General features: G+C 59.0%; 16 protein-coding genes and 4 pseudogenes. 12 read left to right on the top strand and 8 right to left on the bottom strand.

Features of this window, described 5'->3' with window-relative positions:
- The first annotated feature begins 145 nt into the window (after nucleotides 1-145).
- A complete protein-coding gene (locus tag IVB50_RS19065; protein WP_247296954.1) occupies nucleotides 146-760 on the top strand; it encodes a transglutaminase-like cysteine peptidase in 615 nt (204 codons plus the stop codon).
- Between the two features lie 426 nt (nucleotides 761-1,186).
- A complete protein-coding gene (locus IVB50_RS19060; RefSeq protein ID WP_161495152.1) occupies nucleotides 1,187-2,914 on the top strand; it encodes a PQQ-dependent sugar dehydrogenase in 1,728 nt (575 codons plus the stop codon).
- Nucleotides 2,915-3,657: 743 nt separating this feature from the next.
- Here the strand turns inward: IVB50_RS19060 and IVB50_RS19055 are convergent.
- From IVB50_RS19055 to IVB50_RS19045, 3 genes and pseudogenes are all read right to left on the bottom strand, one after another.
- Nucleotides 3,658-4,770 (bottom strand): annotated as a pseudogene (locus IVB50_RS19055) (ERF family protein); the annotation flags it as partial.
- Between the two features lie 22 nt (nucleotides 4,771-4,792).
- Nucleotides 4,793-5,020 carry a hypothetical protein gene (locus IVB50_RS19050; RefSeq protein ID WP_085358751.1) on the bottom strand — a complete coding sequence of 76 codons (228 nt, stop codon included), beginning with the start codon at nucleotides 5,018-5,020 and terminating at the stop codon, nucleotides 4,793-4,795.
- Between the two features lie 70 nt (nucleotides 5,021-5,090).
- The gene (locus tag IVB50_RS19045; protein WP_247296953.1) at nucleotides 5,091-5,903 is read right to left on the bottom strand and encodes a YqaJ viral recombinase family protein; all 813 of its coding nucleotides are present in this window, start codon (nucleotides 5,901-5,903) and stop codon (nucleotides 5,091-5,093) included.
- 594 nt (nucleotides 5,904-6,497) lie between these two features.
- Here IVB50_RS19045 and IVB50_RS19035 point away from each other — a divergent pair.
- From IVB50_RS19035 to IVB50_RS19025, 3 genes are all read left to right on the top strand, one after another.
- Nucleotides 6,498-7,070 carry a hypothetical protein gene (locus tag IVB50_RS19035; RefSeq protein WP_247296951.1) on the top strand — a complete coding sequence of 191 codons (573 nt, stop codon included), beginning with the start codon at nucleotides 6,498-6,500 and terminating at the stop codon, nucleotides 7,068-7,070.
- Between the two features lie 938 nt (nucleotides 7,071-8,008).
- A complete protein-coding gene (locus IVB50_RS19030) occupies nucleotides 8,009-8,548 on the top strand; it encodes an acyltransferase (RefSeq protein WP_240543185.1) in 540 nt (179 codons plus the stop codon).
- 177 nt (nucleotides 8,549-8,725) lie between these two features.
- Nucleotides 8,726-8,947 (top strand): hypothetical protein, encoded by a 222-nt coding sequence (locus IVB50_RS19025; protein ID WP_085358728.1) that lies wholly within the window; start codon nucleotides 8,726-8,728, stop codon nucleotides 8,945-8,947.
- 59 nt (nucleotides 8,948-9,006) lie between these two features.
- On the opposite strand, the gene IVB50_RS19020 is transcribed toward IVB50_RS19025, so the two are convergent.
- Entirely contained in the window at nucleotides 9,007-9,348 is a 342-nt protein-coding gene (locus IVB50_RS19020) for an H-NS histone family protein (RefSeq protein ID WP_085358730.1), read from the bottom strand.
- Between the two features lie 528 nt (nucleotides 9,349-9,876).
- Nucleotides 9,877-10,116: a hypothetical protein gene (locus IVB50_RS19015; protein ID WP_247296950.1), complete on the bottom strand. Its 240-nt coding sequence runs from the start codon at nucleotides 10,114-10,116 to the stop codon at nucleotides 9,877-9,879.
- 201 nt (nucleotides 10,117-10,317) lie between these two features.
- Between IVB50_RS19015 and IVB50_RS19010 the strand changes: the two genes are divergently transcribed.
- Complete coding sequence (locus tag IVB50_RS19010) at nucleotides 10,318-11,064, top strand: response regulator transcription factor (RefSeq protein ID WP_247296948.1); 747 nt, start codon at nucleotides 10,318-10,320, stop codon at nucleotides 11,062-11,064.
- Nucleotides 11,065-11,076: 12 nt separating this feature from the next.
- On the opposite strand, the gene IVB50_RS19005 is transcribed toward IVB50_RS19010, so the two are convergent.
- Nucleotides 11,077-11,349: a hypothetical protein gene (locus IVB50_RS19005; RefSeq protein WP_162847239.1), complete on the bottom strand. Its 273-nt coding sequence runs from the start codon at nucleotides 11,347-11,349 to the stop codon at nucleotides 11,077-11,079.
- Between the two features lie 1,382 nt (nucleotides 11,350-12,731).
- Here IVB50_RS19005 and IVB50_RS42160 point away from each other — a divergent pair.
- Nucleotides 12,732-13,214, top strand: a complete 483-nt coding sequence (locus tag IVB50_RS42160; protein WP_247296947.1) for a phasin family protein — start codon at nucleotides 12,732-12,734, stop codon at nucleotides 13,212-13,214.
- A 279-nt stretch (nucleotides 13,215-13,493) separates the two neighbouring features.
- Here the strand turns inward: IVB50_RS42160 and IVB50_RS18990 are convergent, their stop codons facing one another.
- Nucleotides 13,494-14,285 (bottom strand): Crp/Fnr family transcriptional regulator, encoded by a 792-nt coding sequence (locus IVB50_RS18990; RefSeq protein WP_085352704.1) that lies wholly within the window; start codon nucleotides 14,283-14,285, stop codon nucleotides 13,494-13,496.
- A gap of 467 nt (nucleotides 14,286-14,752) precedes the next feature.
- On the opposite strand from IVB50_RS18990, the pseudogene IVB50_RS42740 reads away from it, so the two are divergent.
- A pseudogene (locus tag IVB50_RS42740) lies at nucleotides 14,753-14,905 on the top strand (IS21-like element helper ATPase IstB); the annotation flags it as partial.
- Between the two features lie 268 nt (nucleotides 14,906-15,173).
- On the opposite strand, the gene IVB50_RS18985 reads toward IVB50_RS42740, so the two are convergent.
- Nucleotides 15,174-16,205, bottom strand: a complete 1,032-nt coding sequence (locus IVB50_RS18985; protein WP_247296946.1) for an IS110 family transposase — start codon at nucleotides 16,203-16,205, stop codon at nucleotides 15,174-15,176.
- Nucleotides 16,206-16,343: 138 nt separating this feature from the next.
- On the opposite strand from IVB50_RS18985, the gene IVB50_RS18980 reads away from it, so the two are divergent.
- The 4 genes and pseudogenes from IVB50_RS18980 (at nucleotide 16,344) to IVB50_RS18965 (ending at nucleotide 21,120) form a co-directional block, all read left to right on the top strand.
- Entirely contained in the window at nucleotides 16,344-17,900 is a 1,557-nt protein-coding gene (locus IVB50_RS18980; RefSeq protein ID WP_247296945.1) for an ISL3 family transposase, read from the top strand.
- 154 nt (nucleotides 17,901-18,054) lie between these two features.
- A pseudogene (locus tag IVB50_RS18975) lies at nucleotides 18,055-19,082 on the top strand (IS110 family transposase).
- A 1,615-nt stretch (nucleotides 19,083-20,697) separates the two neighbouring features.
- A pseudogene (locus IVB50_RS18970) lies at nucleotides 20,698-20,928 on the top strand (transposase); the annotation flags it as partial.
- A gap of 3 nt (nucleotides 20,929-20,931) precedes the next feature.
- Nucleotides 20,932-21,120 (top strand): hypothetical protein, encoded by a 189-nt coding sequence (locus tag IVB50_RS18965; RefSeq protein ID WP_247296968.1) that lies wholly within the window; start codon nucleotides 20,932-20,934, stop codon nucleotides 21,118-21,120.
- The last annotated feature ends 3 nt before the right edge of the window (nucleotides 21,121-21,123 follow it).

The raw sequence follows: 21,123 nt of genomic DNA, 5'->3' as shown, positions 1-21,123 counted from the left end.
TAATTCGTAAATTTTATTATTGCGAATTAAATGAAATTACTTAATATTAAATACTTTAGAGAGGTGGCCGTTCCCACGACCGGAGGGCGCGGCCGCGGTGAGCGGTGAATTCGGACCTTGGTTTGGCGTTCGCGGGGATCGGCAGATGCAACGAACCTCCGGGCCAGTCGTCGCGGCAGCCATAGCTGTCATGATAGGAGGCGCTCCGTGCGGGCGAGCGGCGTTGTTGACCATGCCGACGGCTCCGCAGGCGGCTCTTGCACATATCGAGCTGGGGCGCCCGACGCTTCCGCCCTTCAGCTACACGGTGTTTTGCCAGCGCTATGAGACCGAGTGTCGCCCGCGGCGCTTCTTCCGCGGGGGGCCGGTGCGGTTGATTGAGAAGCGATGGGCGGACCTGCGGGAAATCAATCGCACGGTCAATTCGGCGATAGCGCCGGTTCGCAACGAGCTCGGACTCGCTGGCGAGACCTGGATCATCAACCCCGCTGGCGGCGATTGCAATGATTACGCAGTCAGCAAGCGCCACGAGCTGCTTCAGCGGGGCTGGCCGGCGCGGGTCCTGCTATTGAGCGAAGTCGTGGTCGGCTCCGGAGAGCACCATTTGGTGCTTCTCGTGCGTACCAGGAGCGGCGATGTGGTTCTCGACAATCTCAACCCGCACATCAAGCCGTGGTGGCGGACGCCCTATCGCTGGGTTCGGGTCCAGAGCCCCGGCAGGGACAGGCTGTGGGCCGTGGTTGGGCGGCTAGGGGCATGAGCTCGAAATCAATGAATTTAGATTGCGGCGCGGCACGCTTGTACGAGTTAAAGCGTTAGGGAGAATCAAATGGAGCTCCGGGGATCCACTGAGGTGGAGACTGAGGGATTGCGAAGGGTGTGGCTGATTCCACCGTCGGAAAAGGATGTGGGTCCACACTTCGACTTTCTCAATCAAACGCGATCCAAAGGAAAACCTCATCGGCGCGGACAATGGCACTATCCGGTGGTGTGGTATGCCATGTGTGTCGTGCTGCTTTTGCTATTTCCAGTACTGACCTGCGGGATGGCATTTTGGCGGCTTCCTCCTGCCCGGTCGCTTCCATTTGGCTGTCTTATGGCGTCTTTCGTCCTAAGCGCCGCATGTACTCTCTTGATTAGGCCCTCATCACCGGGGCGGGGATTGGGTGGGACAATCGCGTCCACAATGGCGATTTTTGGTGTGGTCTTCTTGGGGTTTGTCCTCACCAGAACCGATTATTCCCGCGCCATCACCCTCGGGATTTTCACGTCTGCCCTGGTGCTCGTCCCCGCCCCGTACTTCGTAGGAACTGCGGCGCTGCACCAAGCTCTGGCGCTTGGCGGGCTGCTGGCAGCGGCGGCCGCGGGGTCGTTCGCATTGCGGGTTACACCCGATGTAGCGGTGCACACTAATACCTCGATCAAGACTGAGTTCTACAATTTGGACGTTCACACTTATTCGAACGCGTTTCCAAAATCTGCGGTGCGCGGCGGAGCACTGGCCCGGATCGGCGATCGTTATCTTCTCGTGAGCGGAGACGGCCATCTCCATGTCTTCTCCTGGGAAGCGGTCGACCACATGACCGTCCACACGCTGCCGTATCTGGTACCGATCAACGGCGAGGCGTTTTCCGCGGCTGCAGGCCGTCCATGGGCAGACCGCTCCGACTGGGTGCCTCAAGAGACCCAGAGCAGAGAGGCCGGACACGAGATTCTTAATCCTGAGTGGTTCCGAACGTATGACCTGCTGGTTCAGGAGGTCGGCGCCAGTACACGCATTTTCGTCTCGCACGCTTACTGGCGTGTTGGTCAGGAATGTTGGACCGAACGCATCTCCGTCCTCGAGGCGAACCGCGCGGCATTACTTCGCGGGGAATCTGTCTCCGGATGGAGAACCCTATATGAGACCTCACCTTGCCTGCCAACGCGCGGCGAACACCGCCGCCGCGGAATTCCTTTTGTCGGTTATTTTGGTGGGGGCCGGATGGCTCTCTTAAATCCGGAAACGCTGCTGTTGACCGTCGGTGATTTTGGCTTCGACGGGGCTGCCTCGGTTCACGCCTATGCACAGGACCCGGCAGCCTCGTACGGCAAAACACTGGCCATTAACATTACGGATGGAAACACTCAAATTTTTACGATTGGTCACCGAAATGCGGAAGGCCTCTATATCGATCGGTCTGGAACAATTTGGTCGACCGAGCATGGCCCGCAGGGCGGCGACGAACTCAATCAGCTGGTCCGGGGCGCCAATTATGGTTGGCCATTTGCGACCTATGGAACAGACTATGGTTCGTTCTCGTGGCCGCTGAATAAACCTGTTGCGGAGCAGAAGGGCTATGAAGCTCCAGTGTTCGCTTGGGTCCCCTCGATCGCAGTTTCTAATTTAGTCGGGGTGGAGCGCGGATTGTTTGCGCAGTGGCAAGGTGATCTCCTGATCGCCACACTCAAGGCGGCGACGCTGTTTCGCGCGCGTGTGCGGGACGGTCAGGTCAAATACCTCGAGCCGATCGCGATCGGGAGTCGCATCCGCGACCTCATCGAGGGCAATGATGGCAGTCTCTTGCTATGGACGGATGAACAGAAATTGATCTCCCTTCGTCCCAAGGAAGGTGCCACGGGTGAAACTCTTTTCGCGGAGAAGTGTAGCGGCTGCCATCAGCCGAACTTGATGATTGGCAATCGGATCGGACCAGATTTAGTCGGCATTGTTGGTCGTCAAGTCGCGTCGGTCACGAGCTATCCGGATTATTCATCAAGTTTGCGCCGGGTAGGGGGCACATGGACCGAAGAGCGCCTTAACGAGTTCCTCAAAGCACCAAGCGTCTTCTGTCCTGGAACGAGAATGGATTTCCCCGGTGATGTCAGCGCGACAGAACGCCGAGCCATCCTCAGTTATCTACGTACGCTTTGACGGAGTACCGGAGTACGTCGTGCCGGCTTTGTAATTTTGCCATGCCTGTGAGCTGTGTCCGATATTCGCCCCAACGTTAGTCTTTAACGAGAAGATCTTTGGTCCAGAACAAATCCGCCTGTGCCATCGTGGACTCTAACGCAAGATGTGTGGATGTGTGCGCGGGTGGACACAGAAAATCGGCCGTACGTTGCGGCAAGATGGATTGTCTTGATCGTGTGACGGCCTATTCGATGGCCACAAGCCGGAGCTAATTGTGCCCGACTTCAAGCGCTCCGTGAGCGGCATGGCGACGCCCCCCGACGCATGGGCCCGCTTACGAGTTTCCGGATCTCGTGGAGCAGCAACATGCGCTTTTGTCTGCGCGGCATTGAGTAAGCCGTCGAACAGGACCAAGAGCTCGCGCGCCTGCGCGTAGACTTCCGTGTTGATGGCGTCGCATCGAATCCATAGGACGCAAGACGCGCGTTGATCTCGAACGTAGCGATTGGATCGATCCGCCAGCTCAGCGCGTTTTGCAGCGTGTAGTACACGGCCTTGTCTTCGAACTCCGAGGCGATCACTACCATGCCGATGCGGCGGAGCGTGGCCTCAATCGCCTTTTGGCTATAAGTCTCAAGAAGCTTGTGGCGCAGTACGCGGTAGCGCTGAATCTCCCAGGAGAGTTCGGCGACTGAACTCCGCCGGCAGCGCGGGCGCGCCGTTTGGAAGGCGCCGTTCATAGCGGTGAGGCCTCCTCCCCGGGGGCTCGCCACCCACAAGTCCTGCGCCACCGGCAGCGGCGCGATCTGCATATTGGCCCACCAGGCCCGTTCGTTGCCATGCCGGTGCAGCTCCTGGTGATGGGTGCGACACAGGGGGACGGTGAACTCGTCACTGACCTTGCGGCCGAGCGCCCTAGGTTGGGCGAATTTCAGATGGTGGGCATCGCACGGGGCTCGCTGGCAGACGAGGCAGGGCTGCTTGCGGACGAACAGCAGGTGGGCCTTGCTGCGCTTGCGGGGAGGCTCTTTGGGATGAGCGAGCCCCGTTTCGGGCGCCGCTGGCAGGGCCGGCTGCGGCGTGGTCTCGGTGCCCGCAACTGCTGCCGGCAGCGGTTCTTCTGCCAGGCTTGGCTCGCGATCTAACGCGTGCGCTTGTTCGACCCTGCTGGCTGCGGGAGGGATGGCGTCCTCGAGCTTGCTCTGATAGGCGGCCTCGACCAAGCGGGCGTCAGCCTCCAGCAGGCTGTTCTTGAGAGGAAGGCTGGCCTTGGCCCAGGCAAGCAGGTCAGTGCTGCCAGACAGCTCTGCGAGCTGGCGCAACAGCTGCTCGCGGAGCTCGGCGGACCTTGGCGGCCCCAGCACCGGCGCGCGGTTGAGCACGCCCTTGGCGGGCTTGGCTATCGCGCCAACGGCTGGTTGCGACGCCGCAGCGGGCGGGCCGGCTAACGCATCGGGGGCGTCCAGATCGTCTTCGCCGGCAATGCCGACCAGCGTGAACAGCGCATTGCGCCGCGCATAGGTCAGCGCCGCGCCCATTCGGTGCGGTGCGGCGGTGTCGGCGACCGGGCATACCGGCCAATCAGAGGCAATCCATTCGCCCGAGGTGTGGAGCAGGGTGGTCGAGAGCCTGATCAGCCCGGTGTCGGCATCGATCGCGGTGGCCTGCACGGTCGCGATCTCGTATCTGGTGAGGCACTTGCGCACGATCTCAAGCCCGCTGGCAAGCGAGGCATAGCGGAAGGTGCGGTTTTCCTCGCGCGGGAACGGCGACACGATGGTCGCGGTTAATAACTTTTCCGGGTTTTCCAGCTCGGCCTGCGCCTTGGCCAGCGCGCCGGCGATCTGGCTGATGGTCCCGCTGCAGCGCTGCATGGCTATCTCCACTGCTTGAGGGTTATCTGTCATTCAGGAGGTCGAGCTGGGTGGCCAGCATGAGTCCGGCGATGACCAGCTGGTTCTCCAGGTGACGGATCACGGCGAGAAGGACGTAGTCTTGGGCGGAACTCGCCTCAAAGCCGCGCAGTTTAGCCCACAGTTCAGCGAACAATTCGAATGCCGCTTGGTACGAATGCGGCGGATCACAGGAGGGATCGAGGTGGATGAAGTCAAAGGGCGGCAGCATCGGCAGAGGCTCCGAAGCGGGTGGCTCGAGCTGGGACAAGCGGCAGCCGGGGCTGAGCTTGGCGGACGGATTATGCGGCGTCGACCATGTCGAAGCTGATCGCGCCCGCCTTCGAGCGCTTGGCGCGCAAGCCGTGGCCGCTGGCCTCCTTTGCGTCTTCCGGCACCAGCGCCTTGAGCTCTGTTTTCGCCCGCTCATGCTCGCGCGCTGCGGCGTTGGATTTGCGATAGAGCGCCGCAAATTCAGCCCAGGCGTTCGATCCTGTCATATCGACCACACGCACCGCCGCCAGCCGCGGCCGGGGCGGTTCGACTCCAAACAGCTGCGGCGCCTCGCCATTTTGCACACCGCGCCAGAATTTCTTCTCGGCGGTGAGCAGCAGGTGTTGATAAAGCGGATCGGCATGGATCTTGATTTCGACCCACCGGCCACCACCGGTGATGATCGACAGCACCGCGGTGCCTGCGGCGACAACCCAGATGTTGTGCTGCAGCTGGGCCATGTGCTTGTCGGCCGCCGCCTCCTCGGAAAAATTCCAGGGCAGCATGAACTTGGCCTCAAACACCGCGGCAGTTTGGTGTACCCGCCCATCGAGAGTCGCGGCCATCCACTTGTGCACGGGGTGGAAAACCCGCCGTTGAATGTGCTCGATCGCGTGGTCGGTTTGGCGCTCGTACCAGGCGCGGTTGAGGTGCTCCGTCGCGGTGCCGAGCTGGACGATCAGATCGCCCGACAGGTCCGCAGGCTCGACCTCGCCACGTTTTTCCTGCCAGAGCCGGAGCAGCGCCCCCACGTCGCTGCCCATGATTATGCGGGCATCCGACCCGCCGATGAACGAGCGGCGAGTCACTGAATCAGGTATTCGTTTTGGCGGAAAATCCATCTGATGAACTCCTGGAGTTGTATGTTTTATACAATATCATATAAAAAAGTCAAGGGCGTGCATGGGACTTTCTAGTGCTCAGCTCCGCGCTGCTCGTGCCTTACTGAGGTGGAGTGCGCTCGACTTGGCTAAGGCCTCAAAGGTCGGCGTAGCGACTATCCGCCGGGTAGAGGTCATTGACGGAGAGATCCCGGTCACCGCTGCGAACGAGCAGGCCCTTCGACAAGCTCTCGAGTCCGCCGGCGTCGAGTTCATCGACGAGAATGGCGGAGGTCCCGGAGCCCGCCTCCGGAAAGGAACCAGCGAAAGACCACGCTCATAGCTCAGACATTCGAATGGGCCTTCGCTGTCAACTAGCGCGTGCGGATAAGCATCTCGGCCTCGAGCCCGAAGCATGGGGTCGCTGCATAGCTCGCGCAGCGAGAATCGAAGAACTCGTTAGGCCTGTTTTAACCCCCGGCCTGTCAGCCTTGTGGTGACGCGAACTTCCACGATTCGGATTAGCGTTTTCCCAGTGGCGGTGTTTTTCCGGGAAGCAGCTCGTCAGACATCAAGGTCGGACGAATGCAATCTCTTATGCGAGAGGCAGGGAAAATGACCGCGCGATCAAACTTTAGTTGTCTTCAGCTGCTTTCTGCACGGCCGGTGCTCACCAGTGAATCGCAGGAGGAGTTCGACGCGCTCGCGATCGCTATGATCGAGTACATCAAGCCTGATGACCCGATCCGAGAAAGTTGGGTCATGGACGTGATCCAGGCGACATGGGAGATCGTTCGGTACCAGCGCACTCGAACAGCTTTGATCCAGTCTCAGTACCGCAACGCGCTTTCGAATCTGCTGCAGCACGTTGCGGATGTTAATGAGCTAATCGCTCTGCATCTTGCCGATGGGTGGTTCGGCACCAGGGCAGGCAAGCAGGAAGTAGCCAAGCGGCTCGAGCCGTTTAGCCTTAACGAGACCGCCATTGAGGCCGAAGCGATCAGAATGGTTTTTCCGGATCTCGAAGTGTTGGACAGTCTGCTGACATCGGCGCTGAAGCGACGCAACAAAGCGTTGCGTCTCCTCTCGGAAAGTGAAGCGCCGCTCGCGAGGAGGGCGAGGGAAGTCTCAAACCGAATCATTGCCGAAAACGAAGCGGAGGGCCGCCGTTCTGAAAGGGCTGAATAGAAGATGGCGAGCGCAGGGCAAATCGCCGCCAACCGCCTCAACGCCCGCAAGAGCACCGGGCCGCGGAGTGCTGCAGGCAGATGGCGGACGAGAAAAAACGCCAGCCGGCATGGGCCTGGCCGCGGTATTCAGTTGCGACGCGCTAGCGGAGATCAACGAGCTCGCGCGGCAATTCGCCAACGAAGCCGCCGATCCGATGCTGCTCCCATGCGCTTGACGCCGCGCATGCTGAATTTATCTTGGTGCGGGTCAAGCTATGGCGCATTGCCTGGCTCGAGCGTACTTACGCGACGGGATCGCCGCAGGATGTTTCCGACGTCGTTTTTATGCGTGAGATGAGAGTATGGCTCGGCAGCTGCGGTGAAAAGCCGCTGAATCTGCCCTCCGAGACAATGCCGCCGCCAGGGCGGGATCGATGCACGGAAGCCATCCGTCGTGCCCTACCCGAGCTTGCCAAGCTCGACCGATACGAGTCGCGTGCGCTGGCGCGCCGCGACCGGGCCTTTCGCGCGTTGCTCCGTCCAGGCAAGACAAGGTAGCGCGAATTTCTGCAGAACGAAGCCAATTTTGTTGAGGAGAATCAAAGCAGGTTTCCAAATTCATGGCGTCCTCTATCCTTTCATCTTCCGAATGCGCGCCCCCTGCGTGGGGTGTCGCTTCGAAACGCTCGCGGGAGGCAGGGCCACCCCGCAAAGAGGGCCATCCATTTGCCGCTACGGCACGGTCTCCATCAATCGAGTGGGCGTGCCGGCCAGGGAAAAGCCGGTCCCGGGCTTGCGGAGCTGTTCAACTGGGTGAGGGCGATACCGGCCGGCTGCGCCAAGGAGCGTTCCCCAAGCACCATTGCCGCCACTTTACACTTGTATCGGAGGCTTTGTTGTCCTCTAGTTGGTCATTGCTGTTATGAGCCAATTATGCATTCACAGCACGATCCCAGAATGTCCGATGACCGCCTGGATCAATGGCTCGCATTTGCGCGCGAGTTCTTGCGGGCTCTCGCAATTCGCAAGAGGGAGCAGTTCGACCGGAGGGTCCCGATCGGAGACCTTCTCACCGAACGCGACGAAAACGCCGCAGCATATGGCTTCGGCGAGGGGACCACGATGTACGACAACGTGCTCGTGCTGGGATCTGTCAATGTCGGACGAAATACCTGGATTGGACCAGGATGTATCCTGGATGGCTCGGGGGGAGATTTGCAGATAGGGGACTGGTGCTCCATCTCCGCTGGCGTCCAGATCTACACACATAACACCGTAAATCGTTCTATTTCGCTCGGCAGGGACCCGATCGATTACGCACCCACCTGGATCGGCAATGGAGTATATGTGGGCCCTAATTCCGTGATCCAAATGGGTGTAACGATCGGCGACCGCGCGATCGTAGGTGCAAATTCACTGGTCAACAGGGATATTCCTACAGGTGCCAAGGCGTTTGGCTGTCCTGCGCGCCTTCAGCGGCCCTCAACGTCGAAATAAATGCAATCCGCGGCCGGCCCAAGTTTCCATTTTCGCCGCAACTCCGGTCTCCACCGATCTAATGGCAAATATCCACGGGCAAGCTGAGGAATAAATACTGCATTAACAAATTTAAGTTGCTCTTCCGCTAGTTTGACGTACCATTTAATTGAGGGCTGGCTGTTGCAGGATGATCCCATGACCCATCTCGATACCGACGGCGAAGATCGTCGTGAGTTCTTGAAGAGCTGCGGAAAATTTGCCGCCGTCACCCCTCCTGCCATGACGCTGTTGCTGTCCACCTCTCTTACGTCAACCGCGATAGCCAGTTCAGGCGGTCATATTGTTCATGGCAACAATGGCTACGGCAACGGCGGCGGTGACGGCAGTCCGAACAATAAAGAGGATCGCGATCGCTAGATGTTGCTGTGGACAGCCGCGCCATAGCAGTGTCTACGGCGTCGCGACCGTCGCGGGGCTCAACCGGTGCGGCGGCGCTTGTGGCTGGATGAACGGTTGATTAACAAATCGTTCAGCTTCTTGCCGGCTCGGAGCTGCGCCTTCAGCCAGCGGGGTTGCTTGCCACGACCGGACCAGGTCTCGGACGGGTTTTTCGGATTTTGATACTTCGGCAGCACGGGCGGGTAGGGGCGGCGCGCACGTTCCCCGTTGGGGGCCCCGGAAGTTCCCTCGATCCTGCGAAGCCGCTCTTCGAGCTTGGCTTTTTCCGCAATCATTCTCCGACTAAGAACAGTCGTCACTTCATCGTAAAGCCGCCACAGCTCAGCTGTGGTCGCGGATGCCCACTCTTCGTTCCCCATGGAAGCCGTCCCCACTACTTCCGATTTGAAATAGGAGGGGGGCTTATCAGGTCGAAGCCCCGTCGGGCAAGCCTGATCGGCCCGCGCACAGAACTCTAGTGTGCAGTGCGGTACTTCTTGGCGCTACCAGCCGGGCCTGTGCCTTCGACCGGCCGGTCGCCTCCCAGCCGGTCTCCGCCGGCGGACCCTTCGCATCGGGCCGAGCAAGCGCTGCTCGGCCATCGACACGCGACTACGTAAATTCTGCAATTCGGTGAATTGAACGATCAGAGATTCATGCGTTTGGCGCAAAACAGCCGAAGAATACATATGACCACCTACTCATTACCAGCGATGTCCCGTGACCGCAGATTGAAGTTTGCCGGGTTAGCGAAAATGTCGCCCGAACTTTGCTGACCAGGTTTTCATCGGTGCTACTGCCGAAGCAGAGCCGTTATCGTTCGCGACGTCTGATTAATGGTTGGAAAATTTCCACTCCTCATATTGATGTTGGATGAATAGTATTACTTTTTGACCCTCCTCTTCGTGTTATGGGTCGAGGCTTTCAGCTGCCTCGCTCCGGTCAAGTTTGTCGAATGTTAGATTTGAATCGTGAATGTGACTATATATCGTTCGTAATAAGTGGTCGGTGATGAGCTTGATGGCGGTTAACCAATCCTGACAGGCAGCCACATACTCGACCGCCAGATCTGCGGGAGAGTTTTGCAGATCATAGCCAGGTGAGAAGGCGCTGTTTTGTAGATGAATCGGCTGCTTCGGATTTTCCATGGAGGACCGCAATCCTACGGTGCTGCACGCATTCTCAAAGCGAGTTATAGTGGTGTGGCCATCATGCGTTGCCGATGCGCGCCGTGACGAATTGACAGTGCGGCATTTTGGCAGAACGGATTGTTGTGCTTCCCGCGCGTCTTGAGGTGAATGCAGGAATAAAAACTGCCGCGCGGGGTATCAGGAATAGGCAGGGGAAGCATGCGCCGCATCAGAGTCGTCATCGCGGATCGGCACCCGATCGTCTTGCAGGGGATCAGCAGCGTCCTTGCGGCGCAGCGCGATTTCGCGATCGTGGCCGCCTGCGGCGATACTGCAAGCTGCATTGGGGCCATCCGACTTTTGGTGCCCGACATTGCACTGGTCGATATTGCAATGCCCAGTATCAGTCGACCTGACATTCTGGCTATCGCAAACACCGCTGGCCAAGGTACCCGGGTCATTTTCTTCGCTGAAAAGGCCGGCGATCAAAGGTCGCAGACGCTGGCCGCGGGCCGCGCCTGCCTCGTCCTCACGAGGGATGCTGAGCCGGAGATGCTGGTCGCGACCCTGAGGAAGGTTGCGGAACGCCAGGGGCCGGCATCGCGGTCGCCGTGCACAGGTGGCGAGGTCCGTGGGGAGTCTCACATCGGTGAGGAAAAGGCTCCGACGCAGCTGACCGACCGGGAACGGCAGATCATGAGACTTGTATCGGAGGGGCTGTCGAACAAGGAGATTGGGCGTTTCCTGAACATTACCGATGGTACGATCAAAGTCCACCTTCACCACATCTTCCAGAAGCTCGATATCAGCAATCGAACAGTTCTCGCGGCATTTGCAATTTCGCAAAACGGGAAACATGCGGCCGCACGTGAACTCGCCCCTTCCGGCCTACTACAGCAGGATTCGTCGGTTCGAAACGACGAGGACGTCAAGCGTAGCAATGTCCTTCCGGAACGTACGCGTTAGCTGGACATCGCATCATGCTGGGCGGTGAGCATCGGTTGCGGCGCGCAGATGTTCGGCCATGTTGCGGCAGGCTCCTTCGGCCTCAGCCAATGTTCGGAAGGGCGACCCGCTGATCTTGATCGCGCCGTTGTTCTCGTAGAGTGGCCGCCAACTCGCTAGGTACCCGAAGCGTCCGTGAAAGCCTGGACCGGTAGGGCTCTCCAGGCTGATCACAAACGAGAAGCCATCGCCGCTCGCGCTCCAGATCTCCATGTTTTCGATTGGCCGGTGAAATTGCAGTGGCATGGCAATCATCCTCGTGCGCTGCTCTTAACCAAGCTAATCAGATATATGCATATTAAATATTAATTTGATACTCTCGATTGGGGCTCCGGCAACGGGCTAGCAAGCCCGAAGGGCATGGAAATGCTGGCAATCTGCTGGTGGCGCACGCTTCGCAATCCCCATCTTTCGAACAAAAGTTTTTGGTTGAAAGTCTATTTAATATATAATACGAATGAACCAAATTAAATCAAGGGGGGCGCATCGTGACCCAAGGTGGCAATGAAGATGACGACCGGCGGGCGTTCCTGAAAACCTGCGGAAGATTCGCGGCCGTGACACCCCCCGTCATGACGCTGCTGCTGTCGACCTCGCTGACCTCGACAGCCATCGCACGTTCAGGCGGACAGAACGGAGCAACGCATGGCGATGATAGGGACCAGTCATTCTTCAACAACGATCGTCCGTCCTCTGGGGCCTCGGGGTCCTCTGGCGGCGGGTCACCTGGAGGTAGTGGCGGACCTGGGGGGCGCCGTGGTGGCTCATCTGCTGCTGGAAAGCCATCCGGCGGGGGCGGCAGATCGGGCGGAGCGACCGGTGGCGAAGGACCTTTCGCGACGGGAGGGAACTCCGGAAATCCGGCCGCATATGGAGGGGTCGATTGTGCAGATGAAGAAGACGACGAGCGGAGGCACAAGCCCGAGTGCGAGCGAGCCGCCACTCGACTTTCGAGCGCAACCCGCTCCGAGCCTTAGCAACGGTTCGATCCGTTGTTGTTGCAAGCTGAGCAGCCAGACCCAATGGAGCGTGCCGCGCGCCGGGGCACATGAGTACTTTTTTAACGCGCCGCCGCATCGTCATCGGCAACGCAGCATGCCGAATTAGTCGCGTTTTCCTTTGATTGCATATTTTTTTTGCCCACGTCAAAGCTGGCGGAATTCTCGCGGACATATTGCTAGGAGAACTCACATGAAAATCTGCGCTCGAGTGGACAACCCTGCCGCTGTTCTTCGCCAGCGTCTCGAAGCCCTTGCCTCTCAACTCGCAGAACTTGAGAGTCTCAGGGACCGGGTGGATCGAGAAGAGAACCATCAGCGCGAGCGGCGCCAGTCCGGCTATCTCAGACGACGAGCAAGCTCAGAGTGCAACCGAGCGGTCGCTGCAACGTCGCAGATCTAAAGCTCCGCTTGGTCGCAACCCATCAAATTATTTCAGCGAGAGTCCGAAAGCGAACGGATGTTTCGAATTTAATCGATCATATTTGGCTTCGGCAGGGGGCGAGCGGTTCATCCGCAGCAGCCTCCGGTCACGCCGAGAACAGGGGGGCTGGTTTTCTGGCGCAGTACGTGCCGGGAGCGGGGAGTCTTCAATCCATTAACTAGTTTCGCTTGAAAGGATGAAAGCTCGTGAATGATGCCAATGTGAAAGTCGAAACGCAGGCCAATCCGGTGAATGAGAATACGAATGGTGCAAAACCAAGGATCGATTTGCCGCTTTTGAATTTCCAGGAACTCTTCCGTGGATTCGCCGAGCAGGGCGCCGCACAGACCAAGAAAAATATCGCGAGCATGAAAGCGACTTCCGAGGAGATCAGCGACATTCTCCGTGAAGCCTGCTCAATGAACGCCAGAGGGGCCGTCGATTACGGTGCCAAGGTCATCGAGATTTCCAAAGACAATACCAGGGCCACCCTGGAGTTTTTATCCCGGCTCGCTGAGACCAGGTCGCTGCTGGATATCGTGCATCTTTCGACCGCCCGAAGCCGCGAGGCTTTCGAAGTCGTCTCCGCACAGAATCGGGAGCTCTGGGAGCTCGCGCAGAAAGTTGCGATCGAGACGACCGAGCCCATCAAGACCAGCTTCAATAGGGTGTTTCACAAGACCGTCTGAACCGAGGCTACCGGCCGCGCGGTTCGACTGGACGGACATCTCCGCGACGAGGGGACGCTCGGTCTAGTCGATGGCGGGGCAGCGTGCCCTGACCGCGCAACAGGTTGCAGGAGATCAAGATGGGTGTGGTGATGATCAAATGCCCGGAAACGGGCGACGCCATTTCGACGGGTATCGAAACCGATCGCGAAAGGTTTCGTTGCAGCGCGGTATTCTTTCGCGCACCTATTGCCGGGTCTGCGCGGCTACACACGAGTGGTTCGCGCGAGAGCCCTGGGTCTACGAGCCTGCCCTGGATAGTCGGTTGCCGGGCGGCTGGCAGGCGTCTCGCGCCGGCGCGGCGTGAATAAGTCCTGCTGCGCCACGCGAAACGATCCGATCGATTCTGCGGCTCATCACCTTGTAGCACTCGCATGCCACGGCTTCGAGCCGCGGCCGGTCAATCTCGAGCTGACCGCGGCGGTTGGATTTCAAGGCTCGAGACGCGCGCAATGCCCTCACAACATGCGTGACCGTGGTGCGCCGGACCCCCAGTAGCTCCGACATAGTCTCCTGTGTCAAAGGGAGGGGATTGCTGCTATTCGCCCGGTCGTGAATTTGAAGCAGCCAGCAGGCCATCCGGGCTTCGACGGAATGCAGTGCATTGCAAGCCGCGACGTGCTGAACCTGCGTCAGCAGCGATCTCGTGAAAATCTGCGCCATGGATGCGATGGCGGGGCTGCGCCCCAGAGCTGACAAAAATTGCGCCGCCGGAATCTGCAGCACGGGCCCTGGTACGCGGACGACTACCGTCACAGATGAGTGGGATGTGCCAAGCGCCAACGTTAGACCGATCGCACCTTCACGACCGATCACCGCTGTGGCGGCAGTCTGCCCGTTCGGCAAGTCCACGATGAAGGCAATCGCGCCGCCACAGGGGAAGAGAAGGTGCTCGATCCGATCTCCCGATCGGACCAGTACGGCGTCGCGCTCGAGCACGACTTTCCGCAGGTGAGGCGCAAGCAAAGCGAAATCGGCCGGCGGCAAGGCTGCTAACAATCGATTACCAACTCTGGTCGCGTGGTCCATCATGGGATTCGTCCCCACCGATGTCCGGCGCTAGGTCTCGTGCCGGCTGGTGCCAGCTGGTCTGCACTACTCAACAGCGATCCAATCGGTCACCGGAGATATGGTTCCAATTGGGAGTCGTGCGTGTGCGACGGCACCGCCACGCACGATCCCGCGAGATCCTGCGATTGGCGCCAACTGGAGACCGGCAGGCTCGCGGGCATTGCAGTTGATGTCGGCCGAGCCTATCGCTCGTCCGCCTTCTCGGGAACCGGAAGAGTGTCCTCGGAGCGGACGCTCTATGCCTGTGGGACGGATGCCAATTTTCGGCCGAATATGCTCAGGCGGCGACTGCCTAATCATTGAACGTTCTTAACTCGTGGCTAAACTCTTAATCAGGCGGGTCCCAGGTTTGGGCCCCGCCCACCGCACCTCGCAAAGCCTTAGGCCGATCCACGGTTTGAGAAGACCGAATTAAAACGGCTTTTCACGTCGAGACCGGCAACGATAGCTGGCGGTTCAAAAGCCGAGACGACGATCACGCGACCCGCGCTCGTCTCGCCTCCGCTATCCCGGCCAGCTCCGACGAGACGAGCGCTACCAGCAAACCCCGCCGCGCAAAGGGGTCAAAATTGGGCTCTGACTCATATGTGGAACGGCCCGGGCTGCAAGATCTTTCTCTGGTTGAACAAGGGATGACGGTGCGGTCATATGTTCGGCCTGTAAACGCGGCGCCTGGCCGCTGGCCACGATGATATCCGCGGAAGCAATCGCCCAATCAATTTCTCGCGCTCGAAGCGCAGTGAGTCAGGCGGTCTGATTGCTACAGGGAATGTCGTCATTCGAGGTTCATCCAGATTTTGCACCTTGCCTCGTCGGCAGCTCTCTACTTCTGCCGGTGAGCTCTTAAGATTAGGATTTCAGCATTGCTGACGGCGCCTGATAGATGCCGCCTCTGACCAGGAGGGCCCAAATGGTGCGCGCAATCTTATTGGCAAGCGCCACCGATACGACCTTGACTGGCCGTCTTTGCAGCATGGTCCGAACCCAGAGCGGGACTTTCAAGCCTCGTTTGGCAAGTTTGATGATAGAGGTCGCACCGACGATTAAGAGCGTTCGTAGTTGCCTATTTCCCCGCTTTGATATCGCCCCGAGTCTTTCTTTCCCGCCGCTCGACTGTGCCCTCGGTGTTAGTCCCGTCCAAGCCGCAAAATCTCGTGCGGTCGCAAAGCCCTGAGGATCCAAGACCGACGTCCGAACGGTGGCGGCGATGAGAGGACCGACACCGGGTATGCTCATCAGACGTCTCGCATCGGGGTCCTTCCTGACGGCGACCAAAATCTCTTTGTCGAGCTTCTCTATGCGGGTTGTAAGCATCTCAATTTGTTCAGCGAATTGGATCAGGGCAAACCGGGCGGCGCCAGGGATCCTGTTGTCATCCTCGTCCCGGAGAAGCACCAGGAGTTTCGCAATGCTCGCCATGCCTGTGCCCGCGATAATGCCTAGTTCGGCCATATGAGCGCGCAGGGCATTTGCAGTCTGGCTGCGTTGCCTCATCAGCAGCTCTCGCGTTCGCAAAATCATGCCGGCCGCCTGCTGTTCCGCAGTCTTGACCGGTACGAACCGCATTGTCGGACGGGTGACCGCCTCGCAAATGGCTTCTGCATCCGCCACGTCAGTCTTGTTTCGTTTGACGTAGGGCTTCACGTAGGCTGGCGGCATCATGCGGACCAAATGGCCCAGCGCTGCGATCTCGCGCGCCCAATGATGTGCACTCGCACAAGCCTCCACACCCACCAAGCAGGAAGGGAGCCCTCGAAAGAAAGGCAGCACCTGCGACCGTCGCAACGTGCGGCGAACCAAGACTTTCCCGTTTTCGGCGATGCCGTGAACTTGGAAGATCGACTTGGCCAAATCCAACCCCACTGTGATAATCTTCTCCATGGAACGGTCCTTCCTTTGTGGCGCCTCTCTAAGCGACCACGTTAGGCACTTTTGATGCCGGGTCGAAGGGCCGTTCCACACCATCATTTCTGATGAAGTTCGCCGGCGACTGTGGTTCTTCAACGGAGAATCGGCGCCATGCGGACAGGCTTTCGAATTTCATCGCTCGTACCGAGTGGTTTGGTGTTTGATGGCGTAAGTGATTCAGAGGATTCGGTTATTCTGGCTGTTCGGTCAGAGGCTACGGAGGCCCAGTGCCCTTTGTGCACGACAGCATCGCGCCGAATCCATAGCCGTTACATCCGGCACGTGGCCGATTTGCCATCAGCGGGCAGAAAGGTGCGCCTCCGATTGCTCACGCGGCGCTTCACATGTGAGGTGCCGCATTGCCGCCGGCGGATCTTCTCAGAGCGGTTTGGAGAAGACATCGTTCCGCTTCGACGGCGCCGGACGGCACGGCTGGAATACATCGTCCATCACTTGGGGTTGGCGCTGGGCGGCCGGCCGGCGGCAAGCTTCGCCAAGCGGCTCATGCTGCCCGTCAGCAACGATACCTTGCTACGGGTGGTCCGCCGGCGGGCGGCGATGCCGACCGATCCATTGCTTGTTGTGGGCATCGATGACTGGGCGTTCCGGAGAAACCATCGATACGGGACGATCGTGTGCGATTTGGAGCGCCGGCGAATCGTTACCCTGCTGCCCGACCGGGAAACTGCGACCGTTCGGGCGTGGCTATCAAGGCACCCAGCGATCAACATTGTGTCGCGAGATCGCGGTGGTGGATACGGCGAGGCAGCAGCCAAGGCGCTGCCGAACGCCATCCAGGTCGCCGACCGCTGGCATCTGATGGAAAATGCGAGCGCGGCCTTCCTTGATGCGGTGCGCCGCTCCATGAACAGAATCCGAACCGCAATCGGAGCGACGACGATCGACCCGGAATTGCTGACCTGTGCGGAAAAGCTGCGCTATCAGGGCTATCTGCGGCGCCACGACAGCCATGCCGTAATTACGGCTCTCGTCAGCGACGGTGTGTCGCTCAAGGAGATCGTCCGCCGCACAGGACATAGTCGCAATCTGGTTCGCCAAATTAGCCGCGGCGGCGGTACGGATATGTTCCGCACCCGTCAAAGCACCCTGGACGGGCATCTGCCGTTCCTGGACGCGCAGTGGTCAGGCGGCTGTCGCAACGGTGCCGAGCTCTGGCGCCGCTTGAAGGGACAAGGCTTCAAGGGATCGCTGCGCGTGGTGGCGGAATGGACGACGCGACGGCGGCGTGCCGAGACTATCAGCCATCAACAATTGCAGAAGGTCCCCGCCGCCAGGACGATAGCGCAGCTGATGACGACGAAGCGCGACCACCTAACCAGGGCGGAGACCGTCACGCTTGCGGTCATCGAACAAAACGTTCCTATGCTGGCCGATGCCCAAGCTCTCGTTGGCCGCTTCCACGCGATGATCCGAAGGAAGGCCGAGATCGAGCTCGAACCTTGGATTGAAGAATCCAAGCGGAGCCTCATTGCCTCGTTCGCGAATGGAATCGCCAACGATAAGGGCGCGGTGCACGCCGCTATTACGCAACCATGGTCCAATGGCCAAGTGGAAGCGCAGATCACTAAGCTCAAGCTGGTCAAACGGCAGATGTACGGGCGCGCTAAGCTCGATCTCCTTCAGGCAAGGCTGATTGGCGCGCCATAAAAACAATCACGATTATCGAATATGCGTCAGAGCCAAAATTGGACGCCGATGAGGGGGCAAATTGCAAACGATGACGTAATTGCGGTCGGCGCTCGTGGCATGCAAGCCGCATTATCGTCGAGCCCTCGCAATCACCTGATTCGAAGGAGCTCCCATGAAGCAGTACGTCGGGCTGGACGTCTCACAGAGAGAAACCGCCGTATGCGTTGTCAACGAGACTGGCCAAGTAATCTTCGAAGGAAAAGCCAAGTCTAATCCTGGTGCCTTGACCGACCTGCTTCGCAACATGCGCCTCAATCCGAGCGTATCGGCTTCGAGACCGGTGCGATGGCGAGTTGGCTATGGCATGAACTCCGCAGGGTTGAGCTTCCGGTGGTCTGCATCGACGCTCGGCATGCGCACGCAGCTTTGTCGGTCCGTATGAACAAGAGCGGTCAGAATGATGCGCGAGGCCTTGCAGAACTGGTGCGAGTGGGATGGTATCGAGAGGTCAAGGTCAAAAGTGAGGAAAGCCAAAAGATCCGAGCGATCCTTGTCGCCAGATCTCGGCTAGTGTCGATGCGCCGAGACATTGAGAACCAGATTCGTGGCTTGATCAAGGAATCTGGATTACTATTCCCTCGCGCGATCGGCCAACAGTTCCGCAACCAGGTCAGCGAATTCTTAGGCGCTGATCATTTACTCCTCAACGTGATATCGCCGCTGCTCTCGATCCATGAGAACATCTGTCGAGAACAGGAAAAGTTCGACAACGAGGTCCGCCAGTTGGCGAAGCTGGACGAGACGACGCGGCGACTGATGACGGTCCCGGGTGTCGGCGTCGTCACGGCCCTAACGTTCCGCCACACGATCGATGATCCCTCGCGCTTCCGATCGGCGTCGACAGTCGGCGCTTACCTCGGCCTTACGCCGCGACGTAGCCAATCCGGCGAAACCGACACCAACGGAAAGATATCTCGACGGGGCGACCGGCTTCTCCGAACTTACTTGTTCGAGGCCGCCACTGTCCTTCTTTCTCGAACCAAAAAGTGGTCTTCTCTAAAGGCCTGAGGCATGAAGCTCGCCAACCGGATCGGCATGAAGAAGGCAAAGGTCGCAATTGCCCGAAAGATCGCCGTGATTCTCCACTGCATCTGGGTCGATGGCACATCGTTCGACTGGGTCCAGCCGAAGCCAATCTAATATTTGCTCGCAAGTTCCTGGTCCGGTCCGCCGGACTGGCGATGTCCCGCTGGGACGGTGGTTGTGGTGACCTCGGTCAATCGGCTGGTGGCGGTTCGCCCGCACTCCGCTGCAGACGTTGAGGCGCCCGATCCGGACATCATCATGAGGCGCTCGCGACCTCGGAAAGGACCATGACCCCATCTACGACATCAACCCAACTCGCTGAAGCCGCCAACGATGTCGATTGCCAATCCCGCTAGGCAATCGTCTCGCCATCCGCGATCGCTCCGTCTCCGCAACCTGACCAGCTCCGACGGAGCAATCGCTACGGGCGTGTCACTGGAGAGAGGAAGAATGGTAACTTGACAACAAACCGCAATTAAAGGGCCGATCTCCTCCAGAAGAATGTTCAAGGCGCTCGGGCCTTCTAAGCACGCGATCGGCCATACCGGAAGGGCGGCAAAAGCACTGGGTGAAGAGGTCAAGAACCGGATCATCCCGCAGTACACCGGGAGCTTTGATCGGGCGAGCCTTTGCGGCGCTCGGGTTTCGGAGGACTCTCTCGAACGCGAGGCAATCTGCACGTCTTTGCGCCCGATGATCCGAGCTGGACGCCATCGACCTTCCAACGTCAAAACCCGCGTGAAAAAGTCCGGAATGCCGAATGGGCTGCTCACGTTGAGAGACGCCCCCCGTTTTAGAGACGTTGCGGACTAGGCACGGTACTGCATTTGGCCCCGAATTCGATCAATCCGGGCTAGAACCTTCTCTCGTGACGATAGCTGTCGATTTCAAATATATGATTTAATTCGTTTAAAAATGTGATCGACATACATTCAGCCTCGTGCCTACTTCAGGGCGCGACGAGGTTCTCGGGTTATGGTCGGTCCCAGACAGCGTTCGGTCCCATCCCGTCGTGCTGCATTGTTTTCCGTGTGGACACGCGAAGCTGAAAGTTGCTGCGGTGCAGGTCCGGTTGTGGTCCCAAAGCGGACTCCAGCGCATCGCGCTGCCCCTGAGGGAGTAGCGAAGCCTCGAATAGCCTTGGAGCAACTTATGGGCGCACTTTCGTGACCGAGCCCGTTAACATAGTTAAATTGATTTGCCGGTTTTTCCCGATAGTTTTTTTGCGCAGGGGAGAACATTCATGCGAAGCTCTCGCGCAATCCTTTATGCCCAACGACTTAGCGAACTCACGTCTCAGCTCTCAGAATTGGAAGATCTTCGAGGTCTGGTCGAAGAAGCAGAGCGCAGCGCCCGCGGTGTGCCCCCAATACGCTTGACACATCCTGCTTCGCGCCGCCTTCGAACTCGTGAACCAGGCGTCCTGTCTGTCCGCCTCCGTCGCCGCGCGCCACCAAGCTGGAATGCAGGCGCTATCAGCCCCTGACAACGACAACCAAGTCAATCGGACTTTGCTGGAGCCATTCCCCGACGGATGGTGGGCTTCCTCCTAAACCTCTCCAAGCGCTCGCCTTCACTCCTGCTGAGAAGGAGGGGCGAGAGCCAGGGAAGCGCCAGCAATGATAAGCGACTTCGCACGTTGATACGCAGTAAGCGCGAAGCCGATACCCTTGCTTCAGAATTCGAATGAACGTGCGAAAGAAGCCTCCGGCTTGGACGGAGGTTTCGGATGGGATTGGACAGCAAAAAGGACGTCCATTTGGACGGCTCAACGAGGGGATCGGTGAGCCGGCTGGAGGTTCTTGAAGGACCATCGGGGCGCCGCGTACGTTCGGAAGCTGAGAGAGCTCGGATCGTCGCCGAGAGTCTGTTACCCGGTGCCCAGGTGTCCGAGGTGGCGCGCAAGCACGGAGCGACGCGCTGGCAAATCTACGATTGGCGGCGGCGGTTTCGACAGCGAGGCATGTTGCCGCCGCGCGAGGTATCGCAGCCGACATTCGCGCCGCTAGTCGTGGAAGGTGCGTTGGAGGAGCGTCAGGTTCCGGCGATCAAGCTTGAGATCGCGATCGGCGATGTCGTGCTGCGGACGGACACAGCCATAGATGGCGAGCAGCTGTCCCGTGTGATCCGCGCGATGCGAGCGTCACGATGATCG

The sequence above is a fragment of the Bradyrhizobium sp. 87 genome (assembly GCF_023073015.1).
In the GTDB taxonomy this organism is placed as follows: Bacteria; Pseudomonadota; Alphaproteobacteria; order Rhizobiales; family Xanthobacteraceae; genus Bradyrhizobium; species Bradyrhizobium canariense_D.
Note: the sequence above shows the minus strand (reverse complement) of the source record. Positions and strands in the feature narration are given on the sequence as shown.

What these genes read in the sequence shown, in the direction of transcription:
- IVB50_RS19065 (WP_247296954.1), top strand. Translation starts at nt 146, where the DNA reads ATGCAACGAACCTCCGGGCCAGTCGTCGCGGCAGCCATAGCTGTCATG.
- IVB50_RS19060 (WP_161495152.1), top strand. Translation starts at nt 1,187, where the DNA reads ATGGCGATTTTTGGTGTGGTCTTCTTGGGGTTTGTCCTCACCAGAACC.
- IVB50_RS19050 (WP_085358751.1), bottom strand. Translation starts at nt 5,020, where the DNA reads ATGCTGCCGCCCTTTGACTTCATCCACCTCGATCCCTCCTGTGATCCG.
- IVB50_RS19045 (WP_247296953.1), bottom strand. Translation starts at nt 5,903, where the DNA reads ATGGATTTTCCGCCAAAACGAATACCTGATTCAGTGACTCGCCGCTCG.
- IVB50_RS19035 (WP_247296951.1), top strand. Translation starts at nt 6,498, where the DNA reads ATGACCGCGCGATCAAACTTTAGTTGTCTTCAGCTGCTTTCTGCACGG.
- IVB50_RS19030 (WP_240543185.1), top strand. Translation starts at nt 8,009, where the DNA reads ATGTCCGATGACCGCCTGGATCAATGGCTCGCATTTGCGCGCGAGTTC.
- IVB50_RS19025 (WP_085358728.1), top strand. Translation starts at nt 8,726, where the DNA reads ATGACCCATCTCGATACCGACGGCGAAGATCGTCGTGAGTTCTTGAAG.
- IVB50_RS19020 (WP_085358730.1), bottom strand. Translation starts at nt 9,348, where the DNA reads ATGGGGAACGAAGAGTGGGCATCCGCGACCACAGCTGAGCTGTGGCGG.
- IVB50_RS19015 (WP_247296950.1), bottom strand. Translation starts at nt 10,116, where the DNA reads ATGGAAAATCCGAAGCAGCCGATTCATCTACAAAACAGCGCCTTCTCA.
- IVB50_RS19010 (WP_247296948.1), top strand. Translation starts at nt 10,318, where the DNA reads ATGCGCCGCATCAGAGTCGTCATCGCGGATCGGCACCCGATCGTCTTG.
- IVB50_RS19005 (WP_162847239.1), bottom strand. Translation starts at nt 11,349, where the DNA reads ATGCCACTGCAATTTCACCGGCCAATCGAAAACATGGAGATCTGGAGC.
- IVB50_RS18990 (WP_085352704.1), bottom strand. Translation starts at nt 14,285, where the DNA reads ATGATGGACCACGCGACCAGAGTTGGTAATCGATTGTTAGCAGCCTTG.
- IVB50_RS18985 (WP_247296946.1), bottom strand. Translation starts at nt 16,205, where the DNA reads ATGGAGAAGATTATCACAGTGGGGTTGGATTTGGCCAAGTCGATCTTC.
- IVB50_RS18980 (WP_247296945.1), top strand. Translation starts at nt 16,344, where the DNA reads ATGCGGACAGGCTTTCGAATTTCATCGCTCGTACCGAGTGGTTTGGTG.
- IVB50_RS18965 (WP_247296968.1), top strand. Translation starts at nt 20,932, where the DNA reads ATGTTGCCGCCGCGCGAGGTATCGCAGCCGACATTCGCGCCGCTAGTC.